Origin of the sequence: Colwellia asteriadis, from assembly GCF_039523295.1 — a bacterium.
GTDB classification, from domain to species: domain Bacteria; phylum Pseudomonadota; class Gammaproteobacteria; order Enterobacterales; family Alteromonadaceae; genus Colwellia; species Colwellia asteriadis.
Genome location: NZ_BAAAFA010000004.1, coordinates 72,086 through 98,167, shown reverse-complemented (window position 1 = coordinate 98,167; position 26,082 = coordinate 72,086). Strand labels below are relative to the sequence as shown.

The 26,082-nt window shown below is 37.6% G+C and carries 21 protein-coding genes; 14 read left to right on the top strand and 7 right to left on the bottom strand.

Annotated elements, in window-relative coordinates; all coding sequences use genetic code 11:
• The first annotated feature begins 46 nt into the window (after positions 1-46).
• From epd to ABD005_RS06865, 7 genes are all read left to right on the top strand, one after another.
• Entirely contained in the window at positions 47-1,084 is a 1,038-nt protein-coding gene (gene epd / locus ABD005_RS06895; protein ID WP_215978524.1) for an erythrose-4-phosphate dehydrogenase, read from the top strand.
• 93 nt (positions 1,085-1,177) lie between these two features.
• Positions 1,178-2,356 carry a phosphoglycerate kinase gene (locus ABD005_RS06890; RefSeq protein WP_215978525.1) on the top strand — a complete coding sequence of 393 codons (1,179 nt, stop codon included), beginning with the start codon at positions 1,178-1,180 and terminating at the stop codon, positions 2,354-2,356.
• A 506-nt stretch (positions 2,357-2,862) separates the two neighbouring features.
• Positions 2,863-3,933 (top strand): class II fructose-bisphosphate aldolase, encoded by a 1,071-nt coding sequence (gene fba, locus ABD005_RS06885; protein WP_215978526.1) that lies wholly within the window; start codon positions 2,863-2,865, stop codon positions 3,931-3,933.
• Positions 3,934-4,213: 280 nt separating this feature from the next.
• Positions 4,214-5,107, top strand: a complete 894-nt coding sequence (locus tag ABD005_RS06880; RefSeq protein ID WP_343816551.1) for a DUF481 domain-containing protein — start codon at positions 4,214-4,216, stop codon at positions 5,105-5,107.
• Positions 5,108-5,243: 136 nt separating this feature from the next.
• Positions 5,244-6,926 carry an energy-dependent translational throttle protein EttA gene (gene ettA / locus ABD005_RS06875; protein WP_215978528.1) on the top strand — a complete coding sequence of 561 codons (1,683 nt, stop codon included), beginning with the start codon at positions 5,244-5,246 and terminating at the stop codon, positions 6,924-6,926.
• Positions 6,927-7,050: 124 nt separating this feature from the next.
• Positions 7,051-7,419, top strand: coding sequence for a PilZ domain-containing protein (locus ABD005_RS06870; RefSeq protein ID WP_215978529.1), 369 nt, complete (start codon positions 7,051-7,053; stop codon positions 7,417-7,419).
• Between the two features lie 55 nt (positions 7,420-7,474).
• Positions 7,475-7,972, top strand: coding sequence for a glycine cleavage system transcriptional repressor (locus tag ABD005_RS06865; protein ID WP_343816549.1), 498 nt, complete (start codon positions 7,475-7,477; stop codon positions 7,970-7,972).
• Positions 7,973-8,106: 134 nt separating this feature from the next.
• Here the strand turns inward: ABD005_RS06865 and ABD005_RS06860 are convergent, their stop codons facing one another.
• From ABD005_RS06860 to ABD005_RS06845, 4 genes are all read right to left on the bottom strand, one after another.
• Complete coding sequence (locus ABD005_RS06860; protein ID WP_343816547.1) at positions 8,107-9,087, bottom strand: PstS family phosphate ABC transporter substrate-binding protein; 981 nt, start codon at positions 9,085-9,087, stop codon at positions 8,107-8,109.
• A gap of 210 nt (positions 9,088-9,297) precedes the next feature.
• Positions 9,298-10,608, bottom strand: a complete 1,311-nt coding sequence (phoR, locus tag ABD005_RS06855; RefSeq protein ID WP_343816545.1) for a phosphate regulon sensor histidine kinase PhoR — start codon at positions 10,606-10,608, stop codon at positions 9,298-9,300.
• A gap of 55 nt (positions 10,609-10,663) precedes the next feature.
• A complete protein-coding gene (gene phoB, locus ABD005_RS06850; protein ID WP_215978533.1) occupies positions 10,664-11,365 on the bottom strand; it encodes a phosphate regulon transcriptional regulator PhoB in 702 nt (233 codons plus the stop codon).
• Between the two features lie 270 nt (positions 11,366-11,635).
• A complete protein-coding gene (locus ABD005_RS06845) occupies positions 11,636-12,634 on the bottom strand; it encodes a porin (RefSeq protein WP_343816543.1) in 999 nt (332 codons plus the stop codon).
• Between the two features lie 308 nt (positions 12,635-12,942).
• Between ABD005_RS06845 and ABD005_RS06840 the strand changes: the two genes are divergently transcribed.
• The gene (locus ABD005_RS06840; RefSeq protein WP_343816542.1) at positions 12,943-14,694 is read left to right on the top strand and encodes an ATP-binding protein; all 1,752 of its coding nucleotides are present in this window, start codon (positions 12,943-12,945) and stop codon (positions 14,692-14,694) included.
• A 103-nt stretch (positions 14,695-14,797) separates the two neighbouring features.
• Positions 14,798-15,721 carry a recombination-associated protein RdgC gene (gene rdgC, locus ABD005_RS06835; protein WP_343816541.1) on the top strand — a complete coding sequence of 308 codons (924 nt, stop codon included), beginning with the start codon at positions 14,798-14,800 and terminating at the stop codon, positions 15,719-15,721.
• A 119-nt stretch (positions 15,722-15,840) separates the two neighbouring features.
• Here the strand turns inward: rdgC and ABD005_RS06830 are convergent, their stop codons facing one another.
• On the bottom strand, positions 15,841-16,683 hold the full coding sequence (locus tag ABD005_RS06830; RefSeq protein ID WP_343816540.1) for an HDOD domain-containing protein: 843 nt from the start codon (positions 16,681-16,683) through the stop codon (positions 15,841-15,843).
• A 258-nt stretch (positions 16,684-16,941) separates the two neighbouring features.
• Between ABD005_RS06830 and trhP the strand changes: the two genes are divergently transcribed.
• Positions 16,942-18,351, top strand: a complete 1,410-nt coding sequence (trhP, locus tag ABD005_RS06825; protein ID WP_343816539.1) for a prephenate-dependent tRNA uridine(34) hydroxylase TrhP — start codon at positions 16,942-16,944, stop codon at positions 18,349-18,351.
• Between the two features lie 157 nt (positions 18,352-18,508).
• Positions 18,509-18,763 carry a YfhL family 4Fe-4S dicluster ferredoxin gene (locus tag ABD005_RS06820; protein ID WP_343816537.1) on the top strand — a complete coding sequence of 85 codons (255 nt, stop codon included), beginning with the start codon at positions 18,509-18,511 and terminating at the stop codon, positions 18,761-18,763.
• A gap of 90 nt (positions 18,764-18,853) precedes the next feature.
• Here ABD005_RS06820 and cysB read toward each other — a convergent pair whose 3' ends face one another.
• Complete coding sequence (gene cysB, locus ABD005_RS06815) at positions 18,854-19,828, bottom strand: HTH-type transcriptional regulator CysB (RefSeq protein ID WP_215978540.1); 975 nt, start codon at positions 19,826-19,828, stop codon at positions 18,854-18,856.
• 275 nt (positions 19,829-20,103) lie between these two features.
• On the opposite strand from cysB, the gene ABD005_RS06810 reads away from it, so the two are divergent.
• Positions 20,104-20,871, top strand: a complete 768-nt coding sequence (locus ABD005_RS06810; RefSeq protein WP_215978541.1) for a hypothetical protein — start codon at positions 20,104-20,106, stop codon at positions 20,869-20,871.
• Between the two features lie 92 nt (positions 20,872-20,963).
• Positions 20,964-21,332, top strand: a complete 369-nt coding sequence (locus tag ABD005_RS06805) for a ribosome recycling factor family protein (protein WP_215978542.1) — start codon at positions 20,964-20,966, stop codon at positions 21,330-21,332.
• Between the two features lie 147 nt (positions 21,333-21,479).
• Here ABD005_RS06805 and topA read toward each other — a convergent pair whose 3' ends face one another.
• On the bottom strand, positions 21,480-24,194 hold the full coding sequence (gene topA / locus ABD005_RS06800) for a type I DNA topoisomerase (RefSeq protein ID WP_343816534.1): 2,715 nt from the start codon (positions 24,192-24,194) through the stop codon (positions 21,480-21,482).
• Between the two features lie 706 nt (positions 24,195-24,900).
• Between topA and ABD005_RS06795 the strand changes: the two genes are divergently transcribed.
• Positions 24,901-26,007: an arginase family protein gene (locus ABD005_RS06795; protein WP_343816533.1), complete on the top strand. Its 1,107-nt coding sequence runs from the start codon at positions 24,901-24,903 to the stop codon at positions 26,005-26,007.
• Positions 26,008-26,082: the final 75 nt, after the last annotated feature.

Genomic DNA, 26,082 nt, shown 5'->3' with positions numbered 1-26,082 from the left:
CTCTCCTTTTATTACCTTCTTAAGTTTTAAGTATAAATATCCCTAAATGACAATAAGAATCGCCATTAATGGCTTTGGCCGCATTGGCCGCAGTGTTGTAAGAGCACTTTATGAGAGCAATAAAACTGACGCTTTTACCCTAGTGGCTATAAATGAACTTGCCGAGCCAGAAGGTATCGCGCACTTATTAAAATACGATACCGCTCATGGCCGTTTTGCTCATAAAGTTTCTCAAAACAATAATACCCTCACCATAGATAATGACGATATTGCGTTAACGCATATAGACAACCTGAGCGAGTTACCTTGGCAAGCCCATCAAGTTGATATTGTACTTGACTGTACGGGTAAATACGGAACACAAGCCGATGGCAAAGAGCACCTAGCACAAGGCGCTAAACAAGTATTGTTTTCACACCCTGGTACTAATGATGTTGATAGCACCATTATTTTTGGTGTTAATCACCACACATTAACCGCTAATGATAAGGTTGTTTCTAATGGCTCATGTACGACTAACTGTATAGTGCCAGTAATAAAAGCCCTTGATGAAGCCTTTGGTGTCAACAGTGGCACTATTACCACCATACATTCATCAATGCACGATCAGCAAGTTATTGACGCTTATCATAGTGACTTACGCCGTGCACGTGCCGCAAGTCAATCCATTATTCCTGTCGATACAAAACTTGCCGCAGGTATAGAGCGCATTATGCCTAAATTTAAAGGCCGTTTTGAAGCGATTGCCGTACGCGTACCAACGGTCAACGTAACCGCGATGGATTTAAGTATTAGTGTTGATACCGACGTTACGATTAATGATATTAATCAGGCTATTCAATCAGCCAGTAATAACAACACTGATCTAGCAGGAGTGTTAGCCTATACCGAAGAGCCTTTAGTATCCGTTGACTTTAATCACGACCCTCACTCTTGTATTGTTGATGGCAATCAAACACGAGTGAGTCATAAACGCTTGGTCAAAATGCTTATTTGGTGTGATAACGAATGGGGCTTTGCCAACCGTATGTTAGATACCGCACAAGCTATGTCTAACGCCAGCGCTATTGGTAATGCCAAATAATATAGCCAGAATAAAAATTTAGAAGAGTAAACTTTAAGCCATAAACTAAAAATATAGTTAATACACTAGTGTCAAAACCTATTGGAGATAAGAATGTCGATTATTAAAATGTCTGAGTTAAACCTTGCCGAGCAACGCGTACTTATTCGTGAAGATTTAAATGTTCCAGTATCTGACGGTAAAATCACCTCTGATGCACGTTTACGCGCCGCCTTACCTACACTAAAACTTGCTTTAGAAGCAGGCGCAAAAGTCATGGTAATGTCACACTTAGGGCGTCCAACGGAAGGCGAGCCAGCAAAAGAGTTTTCATTACAACCTGTTGCTGATTACTTAAGTGCAGCACTTAACTACCCAGTAAGATTAGTAAGCGACTATTTAGAGGGTGTTGACGTTGCCGCAGGCGAGTTGGTTATTTTTGAAAACGTTCGTTTTAATGTCGGTGAAAAGAAAAATGATGACGGTTTAGCTAAAAAACTCGCGGCACTATGTGATGTATTTGTTATGGACGCTTTTGGCACCGCACATCGCGCACAAGCAAGTACTCATGGCGTAGCAAAATATGCTCCAACAGCCTGTGCTGGTCCACTATTAACAGCAGAGCTTGACGCACTAGCAAAAGCCATTGAAAGTCCAGCACGCCCATTAGTTGCGATTGTTGGTGGCTCAAAAGTTTCAACTAAACTTACCGTCCTAGATTCATTATCTAAAATAGCAGATACCATTGTTGTTGGCGGCGGTATTTCAAATACTTTTGTTGCCGCAGCAGGTAACGAAGTAGGTAACTCTTTATTTGAAGCCGACTTAATTCCTGAAGCACAACGTTTATGCGCACAAACTAATGTGATTTTTGCTAGTGATGTTACGGTCACCCGCGATGGCTTTAGTGACTGGAAACATGATTCAGCCACAACAATTAAAAAAGCATCAGAGGTTGACGCACAAGATGACATTATTGACTACGGTCCAGAAACAGCGGCTAAAGTTGCTGAGATCATTAAGGGTGCAGGCACTATTTTATGGAATGGCCCTGTAGGGGTTTTTGAAATTGATGCATTTGCTAAAGGCACCGAAACTATCTCACACGCTATCGCACAAAGCAGCGCCTTTTCTGTCGCTGGTGGCGGTGACACTTTAGCGGCTGTTGATAAGTATGATATTGCTGATAAAGTTTCTTATATTTCAACAGGCGGCGGTGCTTTCTTAGAGTTTTTAGAGGGTAAAAAGCTACCTGCTGTTGAAATTTTAGAGCAACGCGCCAGCGCTAAATAACAATGCAGTAAACCAATAGTACTTCATGCGAGCTCTTATCTTGCAAAGCTTTGGTGCTAAATTTAGTAAAGCGAGCTTATAAGCTCGCTTTTTTATAGGTGATTTATTATGCCTACGAAGATCATAGCGCCAAGAGTTATAGCTATTAGCTAGAGAAAAATAGTACCTACCGTTCAATATATTAACCTAATAATCTACGCTTACTCTCCAAACCTAGTCTACCCTTAAAATAGCAACTAAAACATTTCAAAACAACAAACCGACTTATGTTGTTAACTTTCACAAATAAAACAGTAAAAAAACCAAAGAGCAGGATATTTGTTTGTATTTATTGTAAGTTTCGAACAAAAAACAACCCAACAGTAGCACAGTCGTTTAAAATGCAAATTTATGAAAAATAGCGCTGACAGAAATATTCGTATTCTGATATAATTTTGACCGTACAAATAAAAACTTTCAACACCACCATCAAAAATGACCACCTCAAAATACTTAGGAGTATCTCAATGGCTTTAATTTCAATGCGTCAAATGCTAGATCATGCAGCAGAGTATGAATATGGCATTCCAGCATTTAATGTAAATAACTTAGAGCAAGTACGTGCGATAATGCTTGCCGCAAGTGATACTGATAGCCCAGTAATTTTACAAGCCTCAGCTGGCGCACGAAAATACGCTGGTGCTCCTTTTTTACGTCATTTAATTTTAGCGGCTATTGAAGAGTTTCCACATATCCCGGTAGTAATGCACCAAGATCACGGCACTTCTCCTAGCGTATGCCAACGCTCAATCCAACTAGGCTTTTCATCAGTAATGATGGATGGTTCATTAATGGAAGATGGCAAAACACCAAGTAGTTACGACTATAACGTTGAAGTAACGCGTCGTACTGTTGAAATGGCTCACGCTTGTGGCGTTTCAGTAGAAGGTGAATTAGGCTGCTTAGGATCACTTGAAACAGGTTTAGCCGGCGAAGAAGATGGCGTTGGCGCTGAGGGTGTATTAACTAAAGAGCAAATGCTTACTAACCCTGAAGAAGCTGCTGACTTTGTTAATAAAACACAAGTAGATGCCTTAGCTATTGCTTGTGGTACATCACATGGCGCGTACAAATTTACTCGCCCACCTACCGATGACATTTTAGCGATTGATCGCATTAAAGCAATTCATCAGCGTATCCCACAAACTCACTTAGTTATGCATGGCTCTTCTTCTGTTCCACAAGAGTGGCTTGCTATCATTAATGAGTTTGGCGGTGAAATACCTGAAACCTATGGTGTACCGGTTGAGCAAATCCAACAGGGCATTAAAAATGGCGTTCGTAAAGTTAATATAGATACTGATTTACGCTTAGCAGCGACAGGCGCTATACGACAATTTTTAGCACAAAACCCTAGCGAATTTGATCCGAGAAAATTCTTACAAGTATCAACCAATGCTATGTATGATATTTGTAAAGCGCGTTATGAAGCTTTCAATACCGTGGGTCATGCAAGTAAAATTAAACCTATCAACTTAGACAGTATGTTTGATCTTTACCAGCAAGGAAAATTAAAGCCACTGATTAAAGGCTTTTAGTTTCTTATTAAAGAAAGAAATAAAAAATAAAGGCAGCTTAACGAGTTGCCTTTATTTTATCTTTAGCTAACTCAACACTACTCCCTCAAAATTGTTAAGCAAATGTTATTATTTAACACTACAACGTAATATTATTGTACTTCATCGAAATTAATCACTTTTATCATTACGTGCCATTGCACTGTTAAATGCCTCTTAGGTATACTTAAAAATTAACCGTTTAACTCCACGCTTAAAATAGCCATTTATTAAAACCATAAAAACACTAATTAGAAGTCTTATGTTCCGTATTGCATTATCACTAATATCACTCACCTTCATTAGCTTACTTTCTACACCTATTGCCGCTAAAGGTTATTCTAAGTCATCGAAGGCCATAAAAAGTAATCATGCAAGTATTGCAACAACGGCAGACATTTTATCAAGTTTAGAAAAAGCACAACAACAGCCGGTCAAAGTCGCTCCTATTTTCTCCGCATCTGCGCAACTAGGCTTTCTCTATTTAACGGGCAATACTCGCAGCGCCGATATGAAAGCCGGTGTTGATTTTCGCTTTGAAAAAAACTTATGGCGTAGCTTGGTCTCATTTGACTCATTAATAAAGAAAACAGAAAGCACCGACAGCGAAGGGGGTAAAAACTTTGAAACTACCGACAACAAGTGGAGCATAGTCACGCAAACTAACTACACTATCAATACCGCAAAACGCAACTACCTTTACGGTAACTTATCTTATGAAGATAATCGCTTTTCTAGTTTTAAATCACAGGCGTCATTATCAACAGGCTGGGGGCGACGTTGGTTTGAAACCAGTAAAGCAAGCTTAGATGCCGATATAGGCCCAGGCTTTAAACGAGATGTCACAAGAATTAGTCAAGAAGAGCTTGATAATGGTTTACATAGTGAAACGCGTGATACCTTAATGTTACAAGCACAAGCCCTGTATATTAGAAAGATTAATGAGCATATTGAGTTTAAGCAATTAGTTATCGCAAAACATGCTATTGAAAAGGGTGAAAATAGTTTATATAAAACCGAAACTTCAATCACCAGTAAACTCATCGACTCATTACAAATAAAGCTTAGTTTTATTATTGATTACAACTCAAAAGTTGATGACGAAAAAGAAAATACTGACACACAAACCGCAGCCGTTTTGGTTTATAGCTTTTAAGCAATAACCACATCAGTAAATAATTAGCTAACGGTTGTTAATCTTCTTAACAACTTACAACAAATCAATTTGCTTATATCACCTTAACTAATCTAAAATGAGCGCAACAATAACTTAGATAAGTAAAAGGTTTTTTATGGCTCAGCCACTACCAGACAAATTCATAATGTCGATGCACCGCGTTAGTAAAGTGGTGCCTCCTAAACGTACTATTTTAAAAGACATTTCGTTATCATTTTTCCCTGGCGCTAAAATCGGTGTTTTAGGCTTAAATGGCTCAGGTAAATCTACCCTACTTCGCATTATGGCTGGTGTTGACACCGATTTTGAAGGTGAAGCTAAAGCACTAAGCGGTACTAACATTGGTTATTTACCTCAAGAGCCGGTTTTAGACGAAGAAAAAACAGTTCGTGAAATTGTCGAAGAAGCCGTTGCTACGGTAAAAAATGCCTTAAAACGCCTTGATGAAGTGTATAACGAGTATGCAGCTGAAGGCGCTGACTTTGACGCTTTAGCAAAAGAACAAGGTGAGCTTGAAGACATTATTAATACTCAAGATGGCCATAATATTGACAACGTATTAGAGCGTGCTGCAGACGCATTACGTTTGCCGCCTTGGGAACAGCAAGTAAAGGTACTTAGTGGTGGTGAGCGTCGCCGTGTTGCACTTTGTCGCTTATTACTGCAAAAACCCGACATGCTATTACTTGATGAGCCAACCAACCACTTAGATGCAGAGTCTGTTGCTTGGTTAGAGCGTTTCTTACACGATTATTCTGGAACTGTGGTAGCCATTACCCATGATAGATATTTCCTAGATAATGTTGCGGGTTGGATTTTAGAGCTTGACCGTGGCCATGGTATTCCATGGGAAGGTAACTACTCATCATGGCTTGAACAAAAAGATGCTCGCTTAGAACAAGAAAGCAAAGCAGAGAGTGCTCTACAAAAAACCATTAAGCAAGAGCTTGAGTGGGTACGTTCAAATCCAAAAGCTCGTCAATCTAAAAGTAAAGCGCGTATGGATCGTTTTGAAGAACTTAATAGCCAAGATCATCAAAAACGTAACGAAACTAATGAACTTTATATTCCACCTGGCCCACGTTTAGGTGATAAAGTTTTAGATGTTAAGAATTTAACTAAATCTTTCGGTGATAGAGTGCTTATCGACGATTTAAGCTTTAGTATCCCTAAAGGGGCGATTGTTGGCATTATTGGACCAAATGGCGCGGGTAAATCAACTTTATTTAAAATGATGTCAGGCGCTGAAAAACCAGACTCAGGTGAAGTAACTTTAGGTGATACCGTAAAATTAGCCAGCGTTGATCAGTTCCGCGATGACATGGATAATAGCAAAACAGTTTACCAAGAAATCTCTCAAGACCACGATATTTTACAAATTGGTAACTTTGAAATTCCAAGTCGTGCTTATGTAAGTCGTTTTAACTTTAAGGGTAACGATCAACAAAAGATCATTGGTGATTTATCAGGTGGTGAGCGTAACCGTGTTCATTTAGCAAAGCTTGTACAAACCGGTGGTAACTTATTATTACTTGATGAGCCAACCAACGACTTAGATGTTGAAACGTTACGTGCACTTGAAGAAGCATTACTCGAGTTCCCTGGTTGTGCAATGGTTATCTCTCATGACCGTTGGTTCTTAGACCGTATCGCCACACATATTTTAGACTACCGCGATGAAGGTAAAATTAACTTCTATGAAGGTAACTTTACCGATTATGAAGCATGGTTAAAGAAAACATTAGGCCCTGCAGCAACTGAACCGCACAGAATAAAGTATAAAAAAATCAGCGCATAATATAGCTCAATAAAACCGATAAAAAGGCAGGTAAAATCATTATTTTACCTGCCTTTTTAATTTTTACTTTTTAATAAAAGCCAGCTATGCTAAATACACACTTCCTTAGTATGTATTGGTTTCAATGGAAAATAGACGACAATTTACACGAATATTATTTTCGATCAAAGCAGCGCTACACATTGAAGACAGGGTTTATGAAGTAGCGCTTCATGATATATCACTTAATGGCGCATTAGTTACGGTTAAAGACTCAAGTGATGTTTTAAAAGGTAAACTTGGCACCTTAGAGTTCTTCCTTTCTGATGGTGAGTCTAAAGTAACCATGCACATTGCCGTTGTTCATGAGCATGAACACGAAACAGGCATACGTTGCAACGCTATCGATATTGACAGCGTCACGCACTTAAGACGCTTAGTAGAGCTCAATTTAGGTAATGATGAACAACTGAGTAGAGAGCTAAGCCAATTATCACGTTTACCTGACAATTAATTTATCAGACAATCACTTATCAAAGAATATACTCTCAAATAATTAAGGACACTGAATGAATCACCTTATCATTTCTTGTATTGGCCCAGATAAAACCGGTCTAGTTGATACTTTATCTAAAATAGTCCGTGAAAATCATGGTAATTGGCAGGTCAGTAGTTTACATCACCTCTCTGGTTTTTTTGCTGGTGTTATCGAAGTGGCAGTAGAGCAGCAATATAGCGAAGCATTAACTTTAGCGTTAAAAGCAATACCGGGCTTATCATGTCAAATTGAGCTTGCAGAGCCTAATATTCCAACCGTTGAAAGTAACTTAGTGCTTGATATTACTGCCAATGATAGAGCAGGTATTATTCAAGAGCTTTCTTCAGTAATTCACCATAACGGTGGTAATTTATTAAAATTAGTTAGCGCACAAGATAACGCTCCCCATACTGGACAAGCCATCTTCAAAGCGAAAGTAAAAATAGCTTTAGCTGAGCATGATATAGATCCGTTAATTAGTGCCCTAGAAGATACTGCAGATGACTTAATGGTAGACATCAGCCGCTAGCTTCACCTATAGGCTCTATTAATAGCTTCCATTAATTTAGCGCATTATTTAAGTGATTGACCAACAAAAATGCCACGTTAATACGTGGCATTTTTTAGTAGAGTGAGTTTATTAATAAACTTACTTTACTAAACTTAAAGTGTTAGCCCTAATTTTTTGAACTCTTTCTCTACCACTGAGTTAGGCAAAGGAATATAGCCATCTTTTTCAACTATTTTTTGACCTGACTTAGATAAAATCAGCTTCAAAAATTCAGCTTCCATTGGTGCTAATGGTTTATTAGGGTGTTTATTTACATAAATATATAAGTAACGCGATAATGGGTATTTACCTGAAACCGCATTTTCTGTCGTTGCCTCAATAAATTCACCGCCTTTTTTAGCTAAAGGTAGTGCTCTTACGCCTGATGTTCTATAACCAATACCTGAATACCCAATACCGTTAAGTGATGCCGAAACAGACTGTACTACAGAAGCTGAGCCAGGTTGTTCATTAACATTATTTTTAAAGTCACCTTTACATAGTGCTTTCTTTTTAAAATATCCGTATGTACCTGATACTGAGTTACGACCATACAATTGAATATCTTTGCCAACCCAAGCACCAGTTAAATCTAAATCTCCCCAGCGTTCAACACTCTCATTTAAACCACATTTACGATTATTTGAAAAAATGGCATCAACTTGTGCTATCGACAAACCTTCTAATGGATTGTCTTTATGTACAAAAACTGCCAGAGCATCAATGGCAACTCTGACGCGAGTTGGCTTGTAACCGTAACGCTTTTGAAATGCCTCTATTTCTCGCGACTTCATTTTACGACTCATTGGGCCTAAGTTTGATGTAGCCTCAGTTAAGGCTGGTGGCGCAGTAGATGATCCAGCCGCTTGAATCTGTATATTTACATTTGGATATATACGTTTAAAGTCTTCTGCCCAAAAAGTCATCATATTCGCTAATGTGTCAGAGCCAACCGATGATACATTGCCAGAAATACCGCTTACTTTTTTATATTCAGGTAAAGCTTCATCTAAGGCAGCTGCTGATAAACTTACGCTACTTGCTAATGTCATTGCTGCCAAATTCATTGCAGTAAATATTTTCTTTAAACCCATGGTTATCTCCAATAAGAATTTTCTATGTCTTGATTAACAACACTATAAGAACTTTATGTGACAATTATATTTAAACAATATGACACTAATATGACGAGATGTTGTTTTTATAATAAATAGACGAGTAACTTAGTGCTGGTTGGCTTTAAGTTACTCTTAAGTAAAAACGATACTGAACGGCATGCCCAGCATTAAGAATAGGTAATATAGTTACTTGGTTTTATTAGTAGCGGTAAGTGTACTAGGATCAAAAAAAATCGTAAATTCACTACCTTGTCCCCAATGGCTATTAATCACCAACTCTGCTTGATGATGGTGTAAAACATGTTTAACTATCGCAAGGCCTAAACCTGAGCCACCGGTATCGCGAGAGCGAGAACGATCAATACGATAAAAGCGCTCTGTTAGTCGGTTTAAGTGCTCTGGCTTTATCCCATCGCCATTATCTTTCACTGAAAATTTCGCTTTATTACCCTCTTTTTCCCAACTGACCGCTATTTCTCCATGAGGAGGCGTATAGGCAATAGCGTTAGATAATAAATTAGAACATGCGCTTTTAAGCTCGGTTTCGATTCCCATAACGGCAACATCAGTCGCTATATTTAACGTGATTTTATGCTGTTTTTCTTGATTAAGCCATTTAGCATCATCAACGAGCGTACTAATTAAATACGCCATATTAACTGGCTGCTTCTCATCATCATTATTATTTTCAACTTTAGACAAGTTAAGCAACTGTTCAACAAGTCGGTCCATTCGAGATACTTGCCCCTCGATGGTTGAAAACGCTTTTTGCCAATGTGCGTCAAAGTCCTCTTCCGATGACTGGATCATTTCTACATAACCACGAACAACCGTTAGTGGGGTTTTTAACTCATGTGAAACATTAGCAACAAAATCACGACGCATCTGCTCTAAGCGATGAATATTTGAAATATCTCGAGCAAGTAACAAAATATTTTCGCTACCATAGGCCATTAATCGAATTTCTAGTTGCACTTCAGCATTTACAGGAGACACAACCAAGCAAGGTGAATCAAAAGACGCCTTACTTAAGTAATCAGCAAACTCTGGCGCTCGTAGTAAGTTATCAATACGTTGCCCAAAATCACTTGGCCAACGAACTCCAAGAATTCGTTGAGCCTTTTTATTTGCCCACTCAATAGTTAACTCTTGTGTCAACATGAGAGCTGCATCAGGCAATGCCTCAGCACCATCACGAAAACGGCGTATTTTTTCATTTTGTTGTTTTTGTTTAGCTCTTTGTTGCCTAATTTGTCGGTATAAGCCGTCATAAATAACGCCCCATATCCCTTGAGATTGCGGAGGAGAAATAGCCTTTGACTGCCATAGCCAATTAATCAGTTTAAAGAGATGATGGTAATGCCATGTTAATACAAAGACAGTTGCCAATAGCATTACCAGTAAAGTATGCCCAATAAGATAACCAAGAGCGGCACTAATAATAAAGAGATAAATTAGTCGTAAAACAATACGACGCATAGATAAACGGAAATACATAGTTGCCTAAAGGTTATCTTATTGAGTGAAAGTAAAACAGCGTTGTGAATTACAACTACGCTGTTTTAGTGAGCTTTCCAGAAAAGCGATAACCAGCACCACGTACCGTTTGAATAAAGTCTTCATGACCATTACCAGAAATGGCTTTTCTTAAGCGTCTAATATGCACATCAACGGTACGATCTTCAACATAAACATTAGTCCCCCAAACATTATCAAGTAATTGTTCACGAGAATAAACTCGCTCAGTGTGTGTCATAAAGAAGTGCAATAAACGAAATTCAGTTGGTCCTAAGTCTAAATGCTCATCATTAATTGCAACGCGATGAGCAACGGGGTCTAGCTTCAAACCATGAAACTCAACATCTTCCTCTAATGAGGTTGGGGATACACGACGAATTACCGCTTTAATACGCGCAATAAGCTCTTTCGGTGAAAAAGGCTTAGTAATATAATCGTCAATTCCCGCTTCAAACCCTGCAACTTTATCATCTTCATCTGCTCTCGCGGTCAACATAATAATAGGAATATTACGGGTGTACTCACTTTGTTTTAATTTTTTAGCTAATTTTACGCCTGTCCCCCCTGGCAGCATCCAATCGAGTAAAATTAGATCTGGGTAGGGCTCATTTACTTTCTGTAAGGCTTGGTCAATGTCACACGCCTCAATCGCATTAAAACCATTTTGTTCAAGCACAAAAGTGATCATTTCCCTGATCGGGGTTTCATCTTCCACAACTAAAATTTGACGACTCATATACACATCCTGATAAATATTACCGTACGAGTAAGTTGGCTATACTTTAATATGTTTAGTATAACTGGTCTAACCCGTTAACATAATAACTTGGTAGTAGCTTAGTAATAACATTGTGCAAAAACTAGATGACACTTTTATGACAAAAGTAAAACTTTATGCTTTCTAGCAAGAATTAAATTTCTACTCGCCCGTAAAATATAAAAATCGTTAATAACAATGTTATTAACGATTCAAATAAACAAAGATCTCATACTTACATCAGTATCATTAAAACTTTTGTTCCATACCTATCGCGAAATACGTTCCCTCTTCAGCCAAAGCATAAGTAAAACCATCATCGGCGAGATAATTATTGCCTTCTCTATCAGTATACCAAGCATATACCTTAGTATTTTTACCTAGTTTATAATCTGCTCCCACACTAATAGAGTCTGCGCCAGCAAATTCCTGATACTCTACTTTCGCCAGAACTTTACCTAATTTGTACGAGGCATTCACGGCATAACCGTTTTCAGCCTTACCTGTTGAGCCAACCTCACTATCAACAAACATAGCACCAAGGCGCATATCGCCCAATTGATACATACCTGTAATACGCGTATTCGCTAATGCCTCTGTTGACTTTGTACCATCTGTACGTTTAAAGCCAACGGGCATATTTTCATCGTGGGCAATTGATAAAAAGAAATCATCTTTTTTCAAGTTAAGATCACCAAAAAAAACACCAACTGAATAAGGGTCATCAGCATCACGATCATCTGAAATAATATAACTCGTTAAAAACTGCAGCTTACTAAAAACGGGTGACTTATAAGTAATTGCATCGGATACTCTATTTTCACCAATAAACAAATGCTTTAAGTCCCCCTCATAGTCATTGAATAAATCAAACTTACCTTGTGACACTTTCAACGCGGTATCAGAACGACCTACGGTTAACTCACCAAAGCTCCCTCTAATACCAACCCATTGGTTTCTTGCCGTTAAGGTATCTTTATCATCATCATTAACATTCACTTGCCATTCTAATAGATAAATAGCGGTTAGGCCGTGATCTAATGTGTATTGCCCCTTTACACCAACTCGCGAGGCATTACTTTTCATTTCATTAAAAGAATCATCACCTTCTTCTGTTGCCTGAATAGAAATATTTAACTTACCGTAAAAATCAATGATCTCTTCTTCTTGTTCTTTTTCAGCTGCAATTGCCGAAAGAGAAAGAGCTGAGCTCATCGCTAATACCATATACTTTTTTAATAATTTCATACGCTATACCTTAATTATACTAACTATTTTACTTGTTGACTCATCAAATATTAAGTAAAGATGACTAATTAATAATGATTTTATGACTGTTTCATTACAGTAATATGACACCGTATTAATTAATCTTATTGCACATCTAAAAATAGAGACATAAATTATCGCTATCAATATGTTTTCAATAACATTTGGATCAAGTACAGTGGTTACTTAAAGAATTTTAGACCATTGTTTTTATTTTCGCGCATTATTAATGAAAACTAGCTAAAATTAGTACAACTTAAATGAGATCAGAGAAGTAAGTAAACTCAATGAAAGTAACTAGCATTTCGAGAAAATTATTAACCCGAGTTTTATCGGTCTATTTTGTCTTAACGGTCAGCGTTACTGGCATTCAAATTATTGCTGAATACTTTAATACAAAAAGCCATATCAACAGCGAGCTATTAACACTACAAAAAACCATTAGTGGTAGCTTAACTCGCGCGGTTTGGGAGCTTAATACTCAACAAGCAATTGATATCTCTGAAGGGTTAATTGCAATCCCAATGATTAAAGGGATCACGGTTACCGATGAGTCTAATAATATTATTACTCAGCTCGGTGAAATACTGCCTGAAAACACCCCGTCTGAAAATGGTGATAGCGAAGTAAAAAATGAACATCAAAGCATTAACTCACTAAGCCAAGGTTTATTTGGTCATTCATTTCCTTTAATATTTGAATTTTCAGGTAGAACCACAACCGTTGGTACCGTAACGCTATTATCGAGTAACCACGTTATTTTTAGTCGTATTGAGGTAGGTATTTACTTTTTAATTGGTAATGCCATGCTTAAAACAGCCTTTCTCGTTTTTTTATTTTTATTAGCATTCAATAAATTTTTAACTGAACCTTTGCAAGAGCTTACAGAACAAATAAAGCAACTTGATATTAACGACCCTGAAGTATCAAAGCTACATACAATGAATTATGAAAAAAACGAGTTGAATATTCTTGAAGATGCTTATAACAACCTTATTGATGAATTAATCGACTTTAAAGATAAACTTGCTCTATCACAACGTGAAACCAATACCGCCAATGATAAACTTGATGAACAAAATTTGTTGCTAGAGCAAGAAGTCGCTAAAAAAACTTCATCATTAAGTAGTATGATGCTGAAAATGGAACGACAACAAAAAGAAATGTTTCAACAGCAAGAGCAACTACAAGCTGAAAATACACGCCGTAGTAAAACCGAAAGTACCTTAATGTTAACTAACAATGAGTTAAAAAACTCAATTACAGAGCTAAGTAAAGCACAGGATCGGCTACTTGAGTCTGAAAAAATGGCATCGCTAGGGTTATTAAGCGCTGAAGTATCACATGAAATTAACACGCCTATCGGCGTAAGTATTACCTCGGCAAGCTGCTTATTAGATTTGATACATAATTTAGAAAAAGAAACTCAGGCAAAAACTATATCAAAACGTTCAATTGAAGGATTTATTGAGCAGGCGAATAATAGCACTGAACTATTATTAGGTAACTTACATCGAGCCTCAGACCTCATTGCCAGCTTTAAGCAAGTTGCCGTTGATCAAGCCAACGATAAAGTTAGACTGATTAATGTGGCAAAGTATATTGATGAAATAATTCAATCCATACACCCTAAACTAAAGAAAACTCAGCACACCATTGATATACTGTGCGACAAGTCTATAGAATTATATAGCCACCCTGGTGCAATAGCACAAATCATTATTAACTTAATAATGAACTCAATACTTCATGGTCTAGAGCATATTGAGCATGGAAAAATAATTATCGCGGTTAATTTAAATGAACAACGACTCTCTATTGATTACCAAGACAATGGCTGTGGAGTACCCGAAGAAAAATTACCGCAACTATTTGATGCATTTTACACAACTAAAGCAGAGTCAGGTGGTACAGGTTTAGGTACTCATATTATTAAAAACCTTGTTCTTAATACACTTAATGGCACTATAACGGCTAAAAACCTAACCAGCGGCGGGTTACATTATCATATTGAATTACCTGATATGCGCTACTCGTAATTATCACCGACTCCCATAGGCATTATGGCAAAAGTAATGCCTGAAAAATATTTTTCAGGTATGATATTCGCCAAAATGTCTTTTCATTCCCTAGGAATTATATATGTGGTTTAAAAACCTATACTTTTTTGCATTCACTCGCCCATTTGAATGGTCTGAGCAAGATTTAGAAAAGCACTTATCAGAACACCTATTCACCCCATTAGGGTCAACTGAAATAGCGCACTTTGGTTGGGTAAATGCCTTAGGAAAACATGGTGACTCAGTACTACATCATGCTAACGGTAACTTCTTGATTTGCGCACGTAAAGAAGAGAAAATTTTACCTGCCCCCGTTATTAAAGATATGGTAGAAGAAAAAGTAAACCTATTAGAACAAGAACAAGGCCGCGGTGCTACCAAGAAAGAAAAAGAGCAATTTAAAGAAGATATTATTTTTGAACTTTTACCTCGAGCTTTTTCACGTATTACCGACACGCATGCTTATATAAGCCCTGCGAATAATATTATCGTTATTAATTCTAGCTCTCGCGGTAAAGCTGAAGATTTATTAGCTTTATTAAGAAAAGTATTAGGTACACTGCCAGTAACAAGCTTTCAACCTGAAGTAGGCGTTGATGAAACCATGACTGATTGGTTAACTGAGCGCAATCTAGGTGCTAATTTTCAATTAGGAATGGAAGCTGAATTTAATGCATTAGGTGATGATGGCGCTGTAGTACGTGTTAAAAACCAAGACTTAACCAGCGATGAAATAAATGCCCATTTAGATGCTGATAAATACGTTGTTAAAGTGTCTTTAGAATGGGATGAGTCATTATCATTTATTTTATGTGACGATTTAGCCGTTAAGCGCCTTAAGTTTTACGATGTACTACAAGAGCAAAATGATGATATCGATAGCGATGACATACTTGCAAAACTTGACGCAGATTTTGCTCTAATGTCAGGAGAGCTAAACCGCTTTATTACTGATTTGCTTGCTGAGTTCTCATTAAAAACGACTGACTATTTAGATAAAGATTAGTTATTGTTAAACTGTTGCTGAGTTATTAAAAAAGGGAAGTTATGACTTCCCTTTTACTTATTCGTTACCTTGACTCAATCCAATTCACTTTAACTCAGCCGTAGATTAACGCTTACTCATTAAGTAAACATCGTTTTCACTTCAGCACACATAGCTGAAAACTCATCACACTGCATATAGTCAACCTCAGGTAAAATCCCCTTTTTAGTATAATTCGCAAGTAATGCTTCTTTCGTTGTTTCGTTTTTGAATACGTCATGGTAAATAGCACCAGCACGAATAAAGTCTAAATAATGAACTTCGTTTGGTAAAATGGTTAAATCACTCCAGCTTTCTGCAAGTAACGTAAATTCATCAGAAAACCCCCAAGCCCTTGTAATAGCTCCGCCTATTCTCCCAGACAATTTAATGATCGCTTGTTGTAAAAACGTTGGATTAGCAAAAACATCAGGATGATTTTCAGCTTCGGTTAAAATAGGTAAAACACCAATATTATGAACTAACGCGGCAAGAGTTATTGTGTCTAAGCTTAATGAAGTACGTTTATTCTCTTTTAAATATAATGTCATAAGACTAATGGCAACCGATGCGATATCAATCGTTTTTGCCCACGATTTTTTCATATACAGCTTTACAATATCATTATCTGACACAAAAACTTGCTCTAACGCCATTGCTGTAGCAATACTTTTAATTTGTTGTAAACCGATACGAGTTACTGCTTGAGGCACCGTTTCAACCTTAACGCTCCGTCCTAAAATGGCACTATTAGCGACTTTGAGCATCCCTAAAGATAACGCAGGATCTTGTGCGATAATATCACTCATCTGACTTAAATTAATTTCAGGATCATCTGCTGCAGCTCTGACTTTTAAGGCGACTTCAGGTAATGTCGGTAAGACTAAAGTATCTTGATTAATTTTTTCCGTTAAAATTGTATATAAAGCATTTGATGCTGCCATGAATTCACCTTTATTTTTATTATCCTTACTTTTAAAAGTAGCACAAAATAATGTAATCCTAGTTTTTTTTTATAATATTTTTCAACTAAATAAGGCAATGTTCTATAAGGTCTTTATTGACCTACTTGGGGTATTGAGAGCCTTACTAAAACATTGATCTAGATCATCACATCGTCGCCTTTAAATTGTTGCCAACCGCTATTACCAGTATAATTCGCGCCCTACTTTTCCTCCTCACTATTATTAACGAGTTACGCAATGATGAAACCCGAACTTCTGTCCCCTGCGGGTAGCCTTAAAAATATGCGCTATGCTTTTGCTTATGGAGCTGATGCTGTTTATGCAGGACAACCTCGTTACTCTTTAAGGGTACGTAATAACGAATTTACTCTACCGAATATTCAAATAGGTATTAATGAAGCGCATGCATTAGGGAAAAAGTTTTATCTTGTTAATAATATAGCGCCACATAACGGAAAATTAAAAACCTTCTTAAAAGATATCGCACCAGTAATTGCCATGAAGCCTGACGCCTTAATTATGTCAGATCCAGGCTTAATTATGCTGGTGCGAGAAAATTTTCCCGATATGCCTATTCACCTCTCTGTACAAGCTAATGCGGTTAACTGGGCAACGGTTAAGTTTTGGCAGCAACAAGGGGTTGAGCGGGTTATATTGTCGCGTGAACTATCACTCGATGAAATAGAAGATATTCGCATACACTGCCCCGAAATGGAAATAGAGGTATTTGTTCACGGTGCATTATGTATGGCCTACTCGGGTCGCTGTTTACTATCTGGTTATATTAATAAACGAGATCCTAACCAAGGCACTTGTACTAATTCATGTCGCTGGAAGTACGATACCCACGAAGCTAAAGAAACTGAAACAGGTGATATTATCGCTTGCTCCCCAGCCAACGAAATAGAAACAAGTATTAACGATGTTGGTATTTACCTTCCTTCGAACAAAATAGAAACAACTCAAAATAACCCAATAGATGATATTGTTTTATTACAAGAGCAAGGTAGGCCTGGCGAATATATGCCGGCTTTTGAAGATGAGCACGGCACCTACATCATGAACTCTAAAGATTTACGTGCAGTTGAACATGTACAACGATTAGTCAATATGGGAGTACACTCGCTTAAAATTGAAGGACGTACTAAGTCTTTTTATTATTGTGCAAGAACAGCACAGGTATACGCACAGGCAATTAACGACGCCATGACAAATAAGCCCTTTAACCCTAAGTTAAATAACGATTTAGAGCACCTAGCTCACCGCGGCTATACCGAAGGCTTTCTTAAGCGTCATCGCCATGGTGATACTCAAAATTATGATTATGGTTATTCAAAAAGTGATACGCAGCAATTTGTTGGTGAAGTCATAGGACGAAACCAGACAACAGGTTTAGTTGAAATTGATGTAAAGAATAAGTTTTTAGTTGGCGATAAGCTTGAACTAATGACTCCCACAGGTAATCATACATTTACATTAAGCCATATGCTTAATGCAAAAAATAACGAAGTTATAACAGATGCTAAAGGCTCGGGGCATAAAGTACTAATTGCCCTTGAATGCTCTATTGATTTATCTTTTGCAATTATTATGCGCTACTTATCAGAAAAAGGAACAACAAGGCAGCCTTTCCAACAACCGGATTAAATGACTATTACTTTACTAAATCAATCACTAACTCAGTAAATAACTCAGTAAATAACTCAGTAAATAACTCAGTAAATAACTCAGTAAATAACTCAGTAAATAACTCAGTAAATAACTCAGTAAATAACTCAGTAAAATAGTAGCGTAAGAGAAAGCTATGGCATTAAAAATATTAAATACCTGTATTAATTGCGATATGTGTGAGCCAGAGTGTCCTAATGAAGCGATTACATTAGGTGCAGAGATTTATGAAATAAATAGTGATAACTGCACTGAGTGTGTTGGTCATTATGATGCACCAACTTGTGTTAATGTTTGCCCAATAGACAGTGTTAAGCCTGATGAAAACCACAGAGAAACACACTCTCAATTACTCAATAAATTTATCAATTTGTATAATATGATTGAGTAGCGCTTAGCTTAATGAGTAACTCGCTACAAAAACGCCAATTAATGATTAATTGGCGTTTTTATACTAAAGATTAGCTCCCCTAAAAATACATTAACGCGTAGGTAAGTCTATATCCGCAAGTAATTCATCTACTTCGGTATTATTTTTTAATAGCATGGCACGGGTAACAATATCTTTAGTTAAGTGTGGTGCAAAGCGTTCAATAAAGTCATACATGTAGCCACGTAAAAAGCTTCCGCGTCTAAAGCCTATCTTAGTAGTGCTAGCCTTAAATAAGTGACTCGCATCAATGGCGACTAAATCACTATCAATGCGCGGGTCAATTGCCATCGATGCAATTACGCCAACGCCAACCCCCAAACGCACATAAGTTTTTATAACATCAGCATCAGTTGCCGTAAACGCAATTTTAGGTGTTGCCCCTTCCGCCTCAAAAGCAGCATCTAACTCTGAACGACCAGTAAAACCAAAAACGTAAGTCACTAACGAATACTTAGCTATGTCACTAATCGTGATATTTTGTTTTTTAGCAAGCGGATGATCAGCCTTAACAATGATACTTCTATTCCAGTAGTAACATGGCAGCATCACTAAATCGTTATATAAATGTAGCGACTCCGTTGCAATAGCAAAGTCAGCTTCACCTTTAGCTGCAGCATCACTGATTTGTGCAGGCGTTCCTTGTGACATTTGCAAAGACACTTTATTGTACTTTTTAACAAAACCTTGAATAACTTCAGGTAGAGCATACCTTGCTTGAGTATGCGTTGTGGCTATACGTAGCTTACCTTCATCGGGTTGAGTGTGCTCACGAGCAACGGCTTTAATCCCTTCAACCTTTGACAGTATTTCCGTTGCAATATTAATAACTTCTTGTCCCGCAGAGGTAACATGAGTTAAATGCTTACCACTTCGGCCAAAAATTTGAATACCTAATTCATCTTCAAGCATCCTTACTTGTTTAGATATCCCCGGTTGGGAAGTATACAAAGCCTCAGCAGTGGCTGAAACATTAAGGTTATTATTTAATACTTCGACAATATAACGCAGTTGTTGTAATTTCATAAACAGGACTTAATTTACACGGTTTCTTATATCAAAATAATATACTTAATCGAGCATTTATTCCATAACCTTTTTTCTTTTTTGTAAATAAATTTCAACACTTACAAATAAAACCACTAATAACTTTTTCGTATTAGTTATATTTCACTATACTTTACTCATTTACAGGAATAATTTAGCAAAATGACAACTAGCTCTATGCTAAACAAAGCATTTTTTGTAGACTGCATAAAACGATTTATTTTACTTCACCAGTAAAACCAAGAGAACTTTACATGATAGCTATTATTATTGGTCTAATCATCGCCTTAATTATTTTTGTTGTAGTGGTTAGCTCTATTCAACAACATAAAGAAAAGCTTGAAACAGAAAAGCGTATTAAGGTTGCAAAACAAAAAGCAATTATCGATGAAAGTGAAGAATTGATATTGAATTTAGCCAACCTACCTAGTAACCCTAATATAATTAAAATATTAAATAAGCGTAGTTTGAATGCGGCTAAAGCAATGCAACAATTAATGCCTGACGTAAAAGGCATTAAAAATAGAGTGCAAGAACTCAAATCACGATTAACGGCCTCGGAAGAGTTAGCAAATCAGCCTCCTAGTGAAGAGGCTTTTGTCTTACCGGATAATGAGCAACAACTCGTTGGCATATTACAGTGCATCAAAAAAATTCGTGCGGTATTAAAGTCTGAGCAAGCTAAAGGTGCATTAGATGCTCAAACCTTTACTCAAGAAGAGCAGCGTTTGGCTGCGATGCAGTTAAAAATTAATATAGAAAGCTTAGTTAAACGCGGCAACCAAGCCTACAGTAAAGAAATGCTTGGCTCAGCAAGACAGTATTTTGAAAAAGCACTGCAGAGTTTGGCAAATAGTCCGATAAAAACAGAGTACGTTACAACTAAGCAAGAGGAAGTTACTCAACAGCTTGAAGAAATTACTAGTGCCTTGAAAAATACCAATGCAAAAGATGCCGCTAAAAAAGCTAAGAATGAAGAAGACGAGCTTGATATGCTGTTTCAGCCAAAAAAGAAGTGGTAGCTATTTATTACAATACTTTACTTAAAACCAGCAGATGCTGGTTTTTTTATTTTGAAATATATAACCCGAGTTCAGATTAGATAGGGAATATTGTGGACGTAGATAAAACCATTGCTTTACCCTCATTTTTACGACGAACCTTGAGAGCATATGCACTCAAGGCCATGATTAGAGAGCAAGGCTGTGTCTTACAACGCCAAGGTAGGTCTAGAAATTGGTTACTTACCGCAAACACCGAACAGCTGCATAATATCGTTAACTTCATCGAATCGGAAAATGAAGCGAGTTGGCTATGGTTAGCTAAACATTTAAAGCAACAATACCAGCAACTCAATCACGCTAGCTTAATGGCTTTGGCCGCACGTCAAAACATCAATACGGTAACTAAGTTAATCGCCTTAACAGACTGCACGCTTGCTCAAGCAAGAAGGGTAATAGATGAGCTAGAAGGATTAGATTAAGTAAAAGTGTACTTTAATTTTAACTTATTAACTTATTAACTTATTAACTTATTAACTTATTAACTTATTAACTATAAAGAATTGATTATAAAAAAAACCGTTACAACCTCATTGCAACGGTTTTTTTGTTAAGCACTTTAAGAAGTATTAATCTTTACTTTTCGTTGCTGTTTTTTTAGCTGGTGCTTTTTTAGTAGCGGTTTTCTTTACCGCAGCTTTCTTCTTAGCAGGCTTCTTTTTAGGAGTATCTTCAACCCACTTGCCGTCTATATACTTCGCAGTCCAACCGGTTGCTTTAGCCTTACCATCAACCTCTAGCTCAGTCATAACATACTGCTCTTTAGTTTTACGACTATAACGAACAACCGCTAAGTTACCTTCATTATCTTGCTCAGGTGCATCCGCTAAATAATAAAACTTCTCTGAAATTCTATCTTTAAAGCGCTTCAATTCAGCAACTTTAGGTGCCCTAGTTTCACGAGATCTCGGAAAAGTATGAGCTGCTAAGAAAATACCCGCCGCACCATCACGTAATACAAAATACGCTTCAGATTTTTCACACTCGAGCTCTGGTAGATGAACAGGATCTTCTTTTGGCGGCGCGGCTTCACCATTAGCTAACAGCTTACGCGTATTTTTACACTCGCTATTAGTACAGTCAAAGTACTTACCAAAGCGACCTGACTTTAACTCCATTGGCGATTCACAACGGTCACAATCTAGAATTGGACCATCATAGCCTTTAATCTTAAACTCACCTTTTTCAACTTCAATGCCGTCACAAAGAGGGTTATTACCACAAACATGCAGTTTACGTGTTTCATCAATTAAGTAACTATCCATGGCAGTATTACACTTTTTACAGCGATGCATAGCGCGCAGAGCTTCGGTTTCTTGATCTTCCGCTAAAACGCTAACAGCCTCTTCACCTGACGTTAGGTTCATGGTGGTAGTACAACGCTCTTTAGGTGGTAAGGCATAACCTGAACAGCCCAGAAAAACACCCGTTGTAGCTGTTCTAATACCCATTTTTCTACCGCACGTTGGACAATCAATATCCGTTAATACCGGATCATTAGTTGGCATACCACCATCTTCAACACCAGTATCAGCAAGCGCTAACTTTTTAGTGAAACTCTTATAGAAATCATCTAATACACTTTTCCAATTAAGCTTATTTTCGGCAATGCCATCAAGCTCTTGTTCCATGTTTGCCGTAAAGTCGTAACTCATTAACTTTTCAAAACTGGTTGAAAGGCTATCGGTAACAATTTCACCCATTTTTTCTGCATAAAAGCGTTTTTTATCTAAACGAACATAACCTCGATCTTGAATCGTTGAGATAATAGATGCGTAGGTTGATGGGCGACCAATAGAGCGTTTTTCTAACTCTTTTACCAATGAAGCTTCACCATAACGTGCAGGTGGCTTAGTAAAGTGTTGAGTAGGCTCTAGCTTGTCGAGAATAATTTTTTCGCCAACTTGTAAGTCAGGTAAGTGTTTATCATCACCTTTACTTAATTGAGGGTGAACTTTTGTCCAACCATCGAATTGCATCACTCGGCCTTTCGCTTTTAATTCAAACTGCGCGGCACCAATAGTTAATGTACTCACAGTATAACGCGCAGCAGTCATTTGACAGGCAACAAATTGACGCCAAATTAACTCATAGAGTTTTTTCGCATCTGGTTCAATTCCTTCAAGTAAAGCGGCCTCAAGTTTAACATTAGATGGACGAATAGCTTCATGAGCCTCTTGCGCGCCCGCTTTAGAACCATAAGTTTTCGGTTTTTCTGGCAAGTAGTCGTCACCAAAACTGTTACTAATAAAATTACGACACATTTCTACAGCATCTTTACTTAAATTAGTTGAGTCGGTACGCATATAAGTAATGTGACCAGCTTCATACAAACGCTGTGCTAGGCCCATAGTACGCTTAACGCCATAACCGAGTTTAGTACTAGCGGCTTGTTGTAGTGTTGAAGTAATAAAAGGAGCTGACGGCGTACTTTTAGAAGGTCGGTCTTCGCGCTTAGTTACCGAATAATCGGCAGGCTGTAAAACCGCTAATGCTTTATTGGTGTCCGCTTCATTAGTTGGCTTAAACGCTTTACCGTTTTCATGGGTAACATCAAGCGCTAAAACTTCGCCTGTACTCGCATGAGTATCAGCGCTAATTTCCCAAAATTCTTTAGGGTCAAACGCTTTAATTTCTCTCTCTTTTTCAACAACCAGTTTTACTGCAACAGATTGCACACGCCCAGCAGATAAACCACGCGCTACTTTTTTCCATAATAGCGGGCTTACCATAAAGCCAACAACGCGATCTAAAAACCGTCGAGCTTGTTGTGCGTTAACCCCAGGCATACTTAACTCACCCGGTGTAGCAAAAGCTTGTTGAATAGAGCTTTCGGTTATTTCGTTAAAAACTACACGGCGAAATTTATCATCACTACCGCCAATAATTTCTTTTAAATGCCAAGCAATCGCTTCTCCCTCGCGATCCAAATCGGTTGCGAGATAGATAGTGTCAGCATTATCGGCAAGTTTTTTTAACTCGGTTACGACCTTTTCTTTACCGGGTAATATTTGATAATTAGCTGCCCAATTATTTTCTGGATCAATACCCATACGGTTAACAAGTGCTTGTTTATCGCGTTTAGCTTTATATTTGGCTTTTGCTTCAGGTGCCATTTTACGCACCTCAGCAGGCGACTTAGCGGCAACCTTTTTGCCGGTGCTACTGTGAGGTAAATCACGTACGTGACCCACACTCGACTTTACAATAAAGTCTTTACCTAAATATTTGTTAATTGTTTTCGCTTTGGCTGGCGATTCGACAATAACTAATGATTTTGCCATAAAAATTTTTAATCCTACGATAAAGACAATTTTTTTTATTGTCTTTTTATTCAAATACTAAATTAAGTTAAAAAAGTGCGAGCTTCTTTATAATGACTTAGCTAGCAATAAAAAAAACAATAAAATATGAAAAAAACAAACGCATAACTATTTATAGGTATATCTATAAATATGCAAGCTGACAAGTAATTCTTTTTATATAAAGCTCATCATGAGCTGACGCTATTCACCCATTTGCTCATTTTAGCTATAATAAGGCTTTATTTACTATCTAATGACAAATAATCAGATTTAGCCTATTTTTAGCGGCAATCATAATAGACTTTACCGAAAAACATAAGGGCTGATCGTGAAAAAGAGTAAATATAATAATTCACATGCAGTCGTCACTTAATTCATTAATACCAAGTGGATTAATTAATTGACCAACTTTAGAGCGACATTAGCAAGCTTAGAACAAACGAGATGAGTTAAACATAGTTACGCTATATTTCATTCATTTTGTGCTGTTACTCGCTTGCTGATGAACTACCAAAGGGTGAGTTTAAAAGGCCTACATGCTGAGGTATTGGTTGTGACAAGGGATTAACCATTCTCTTCAATCAATGCCTGCCTCTAAACCTTTTAACTCTCACTAAATGAGCAATTAATTGGTCTGGTTGGTATAACTTATTAAAACAACACAATTTAACCATCGGGATAACCAATGAGTACACTTACTTCAAACTTTCAACACAAGTTAGAACAATGCCTATGCCCTCCGGGAAATGGCGTTTTTACGGTTAATACCGCTAAAGAGCGTAAAGAGCAACTACACCAAACTATTTTCGGTCAAACCACTAATATTGATGATTTATGGAAAGCCTATTTACATGAACTGCCTAAGGCTCCAAAAGCAGTTATTTTAGGTGTTGCCTCAGACTGTGGTGGCGGCATTTTACGTGGCGCTAACTGGGGACCACTATTTTTACGTTCAAGTTTATTAACACAATATCCAGAATTGACGGCTTTTGACTTAGGTGATGTAAGAGTTATTCCGCACTTATTAAGCGATAAATACCTCAACGAAAGCACGCTAGCAAACTGTAGAAAAGCGCTATATCACAATGAAAATAGCGAATACTGCGTTAGCCCGCTAAGCATTACTGAAGATGTATTACATGACTTTTATGCTGAATTTCCTGACAAAGGTATTTTTGGTATTGGTGGTGATCACAGCGTAAGTTACCCACTCACTAAAGCCTATTTACAAGCAAAGAAAAAACAAGGAAAACGTGCCGCTATTATTCACTTTGATGCTCATACAGACTTACTCGTTGAGCGTTTAGGTATCGACTTATGTTTTGGCTCTTGGTGTACTCACATATTAGATGATTTACATGAGCGCCATCATTTAATACAAGTAGGCATTCGCTCAAGCGGCAAGCCGAAAAGCCACTGGGAAGGTACTTTTGGCGTAAGACAACACTGGGCTGATGAAATCAAAGCACAAGGTGTTAACCAAACCATTGACAAGATTTTGGCGCAGTTAGCCAATGAAAATATTGATGAGCTTTACGTAAGTTTTGATATTGACGCCATTGATGATAGCTTTGCCAGCGCCACTGGTACACCAGAACCAGGTGGATTAATGCCTACAGAGACAATGCAAATACTTAAAGCTCTTGCGGCAAGGTACCCTATTACGGGCGCAGACATGATGGAAATAGCCCCATTCACCGATAGCTCAGGGCAAGGTGAAATAGGACGTGATAAAACTTTACAAGTTGGCGCTGAAATTTCTGCGTTTCTACTTAAAGAGATGTCGAAGTAATAATTACCGCTAACGAGTTATACATATTGGACTAATCAATTTTTCTACTTGATTCTAATAAATAGTGACTAACTA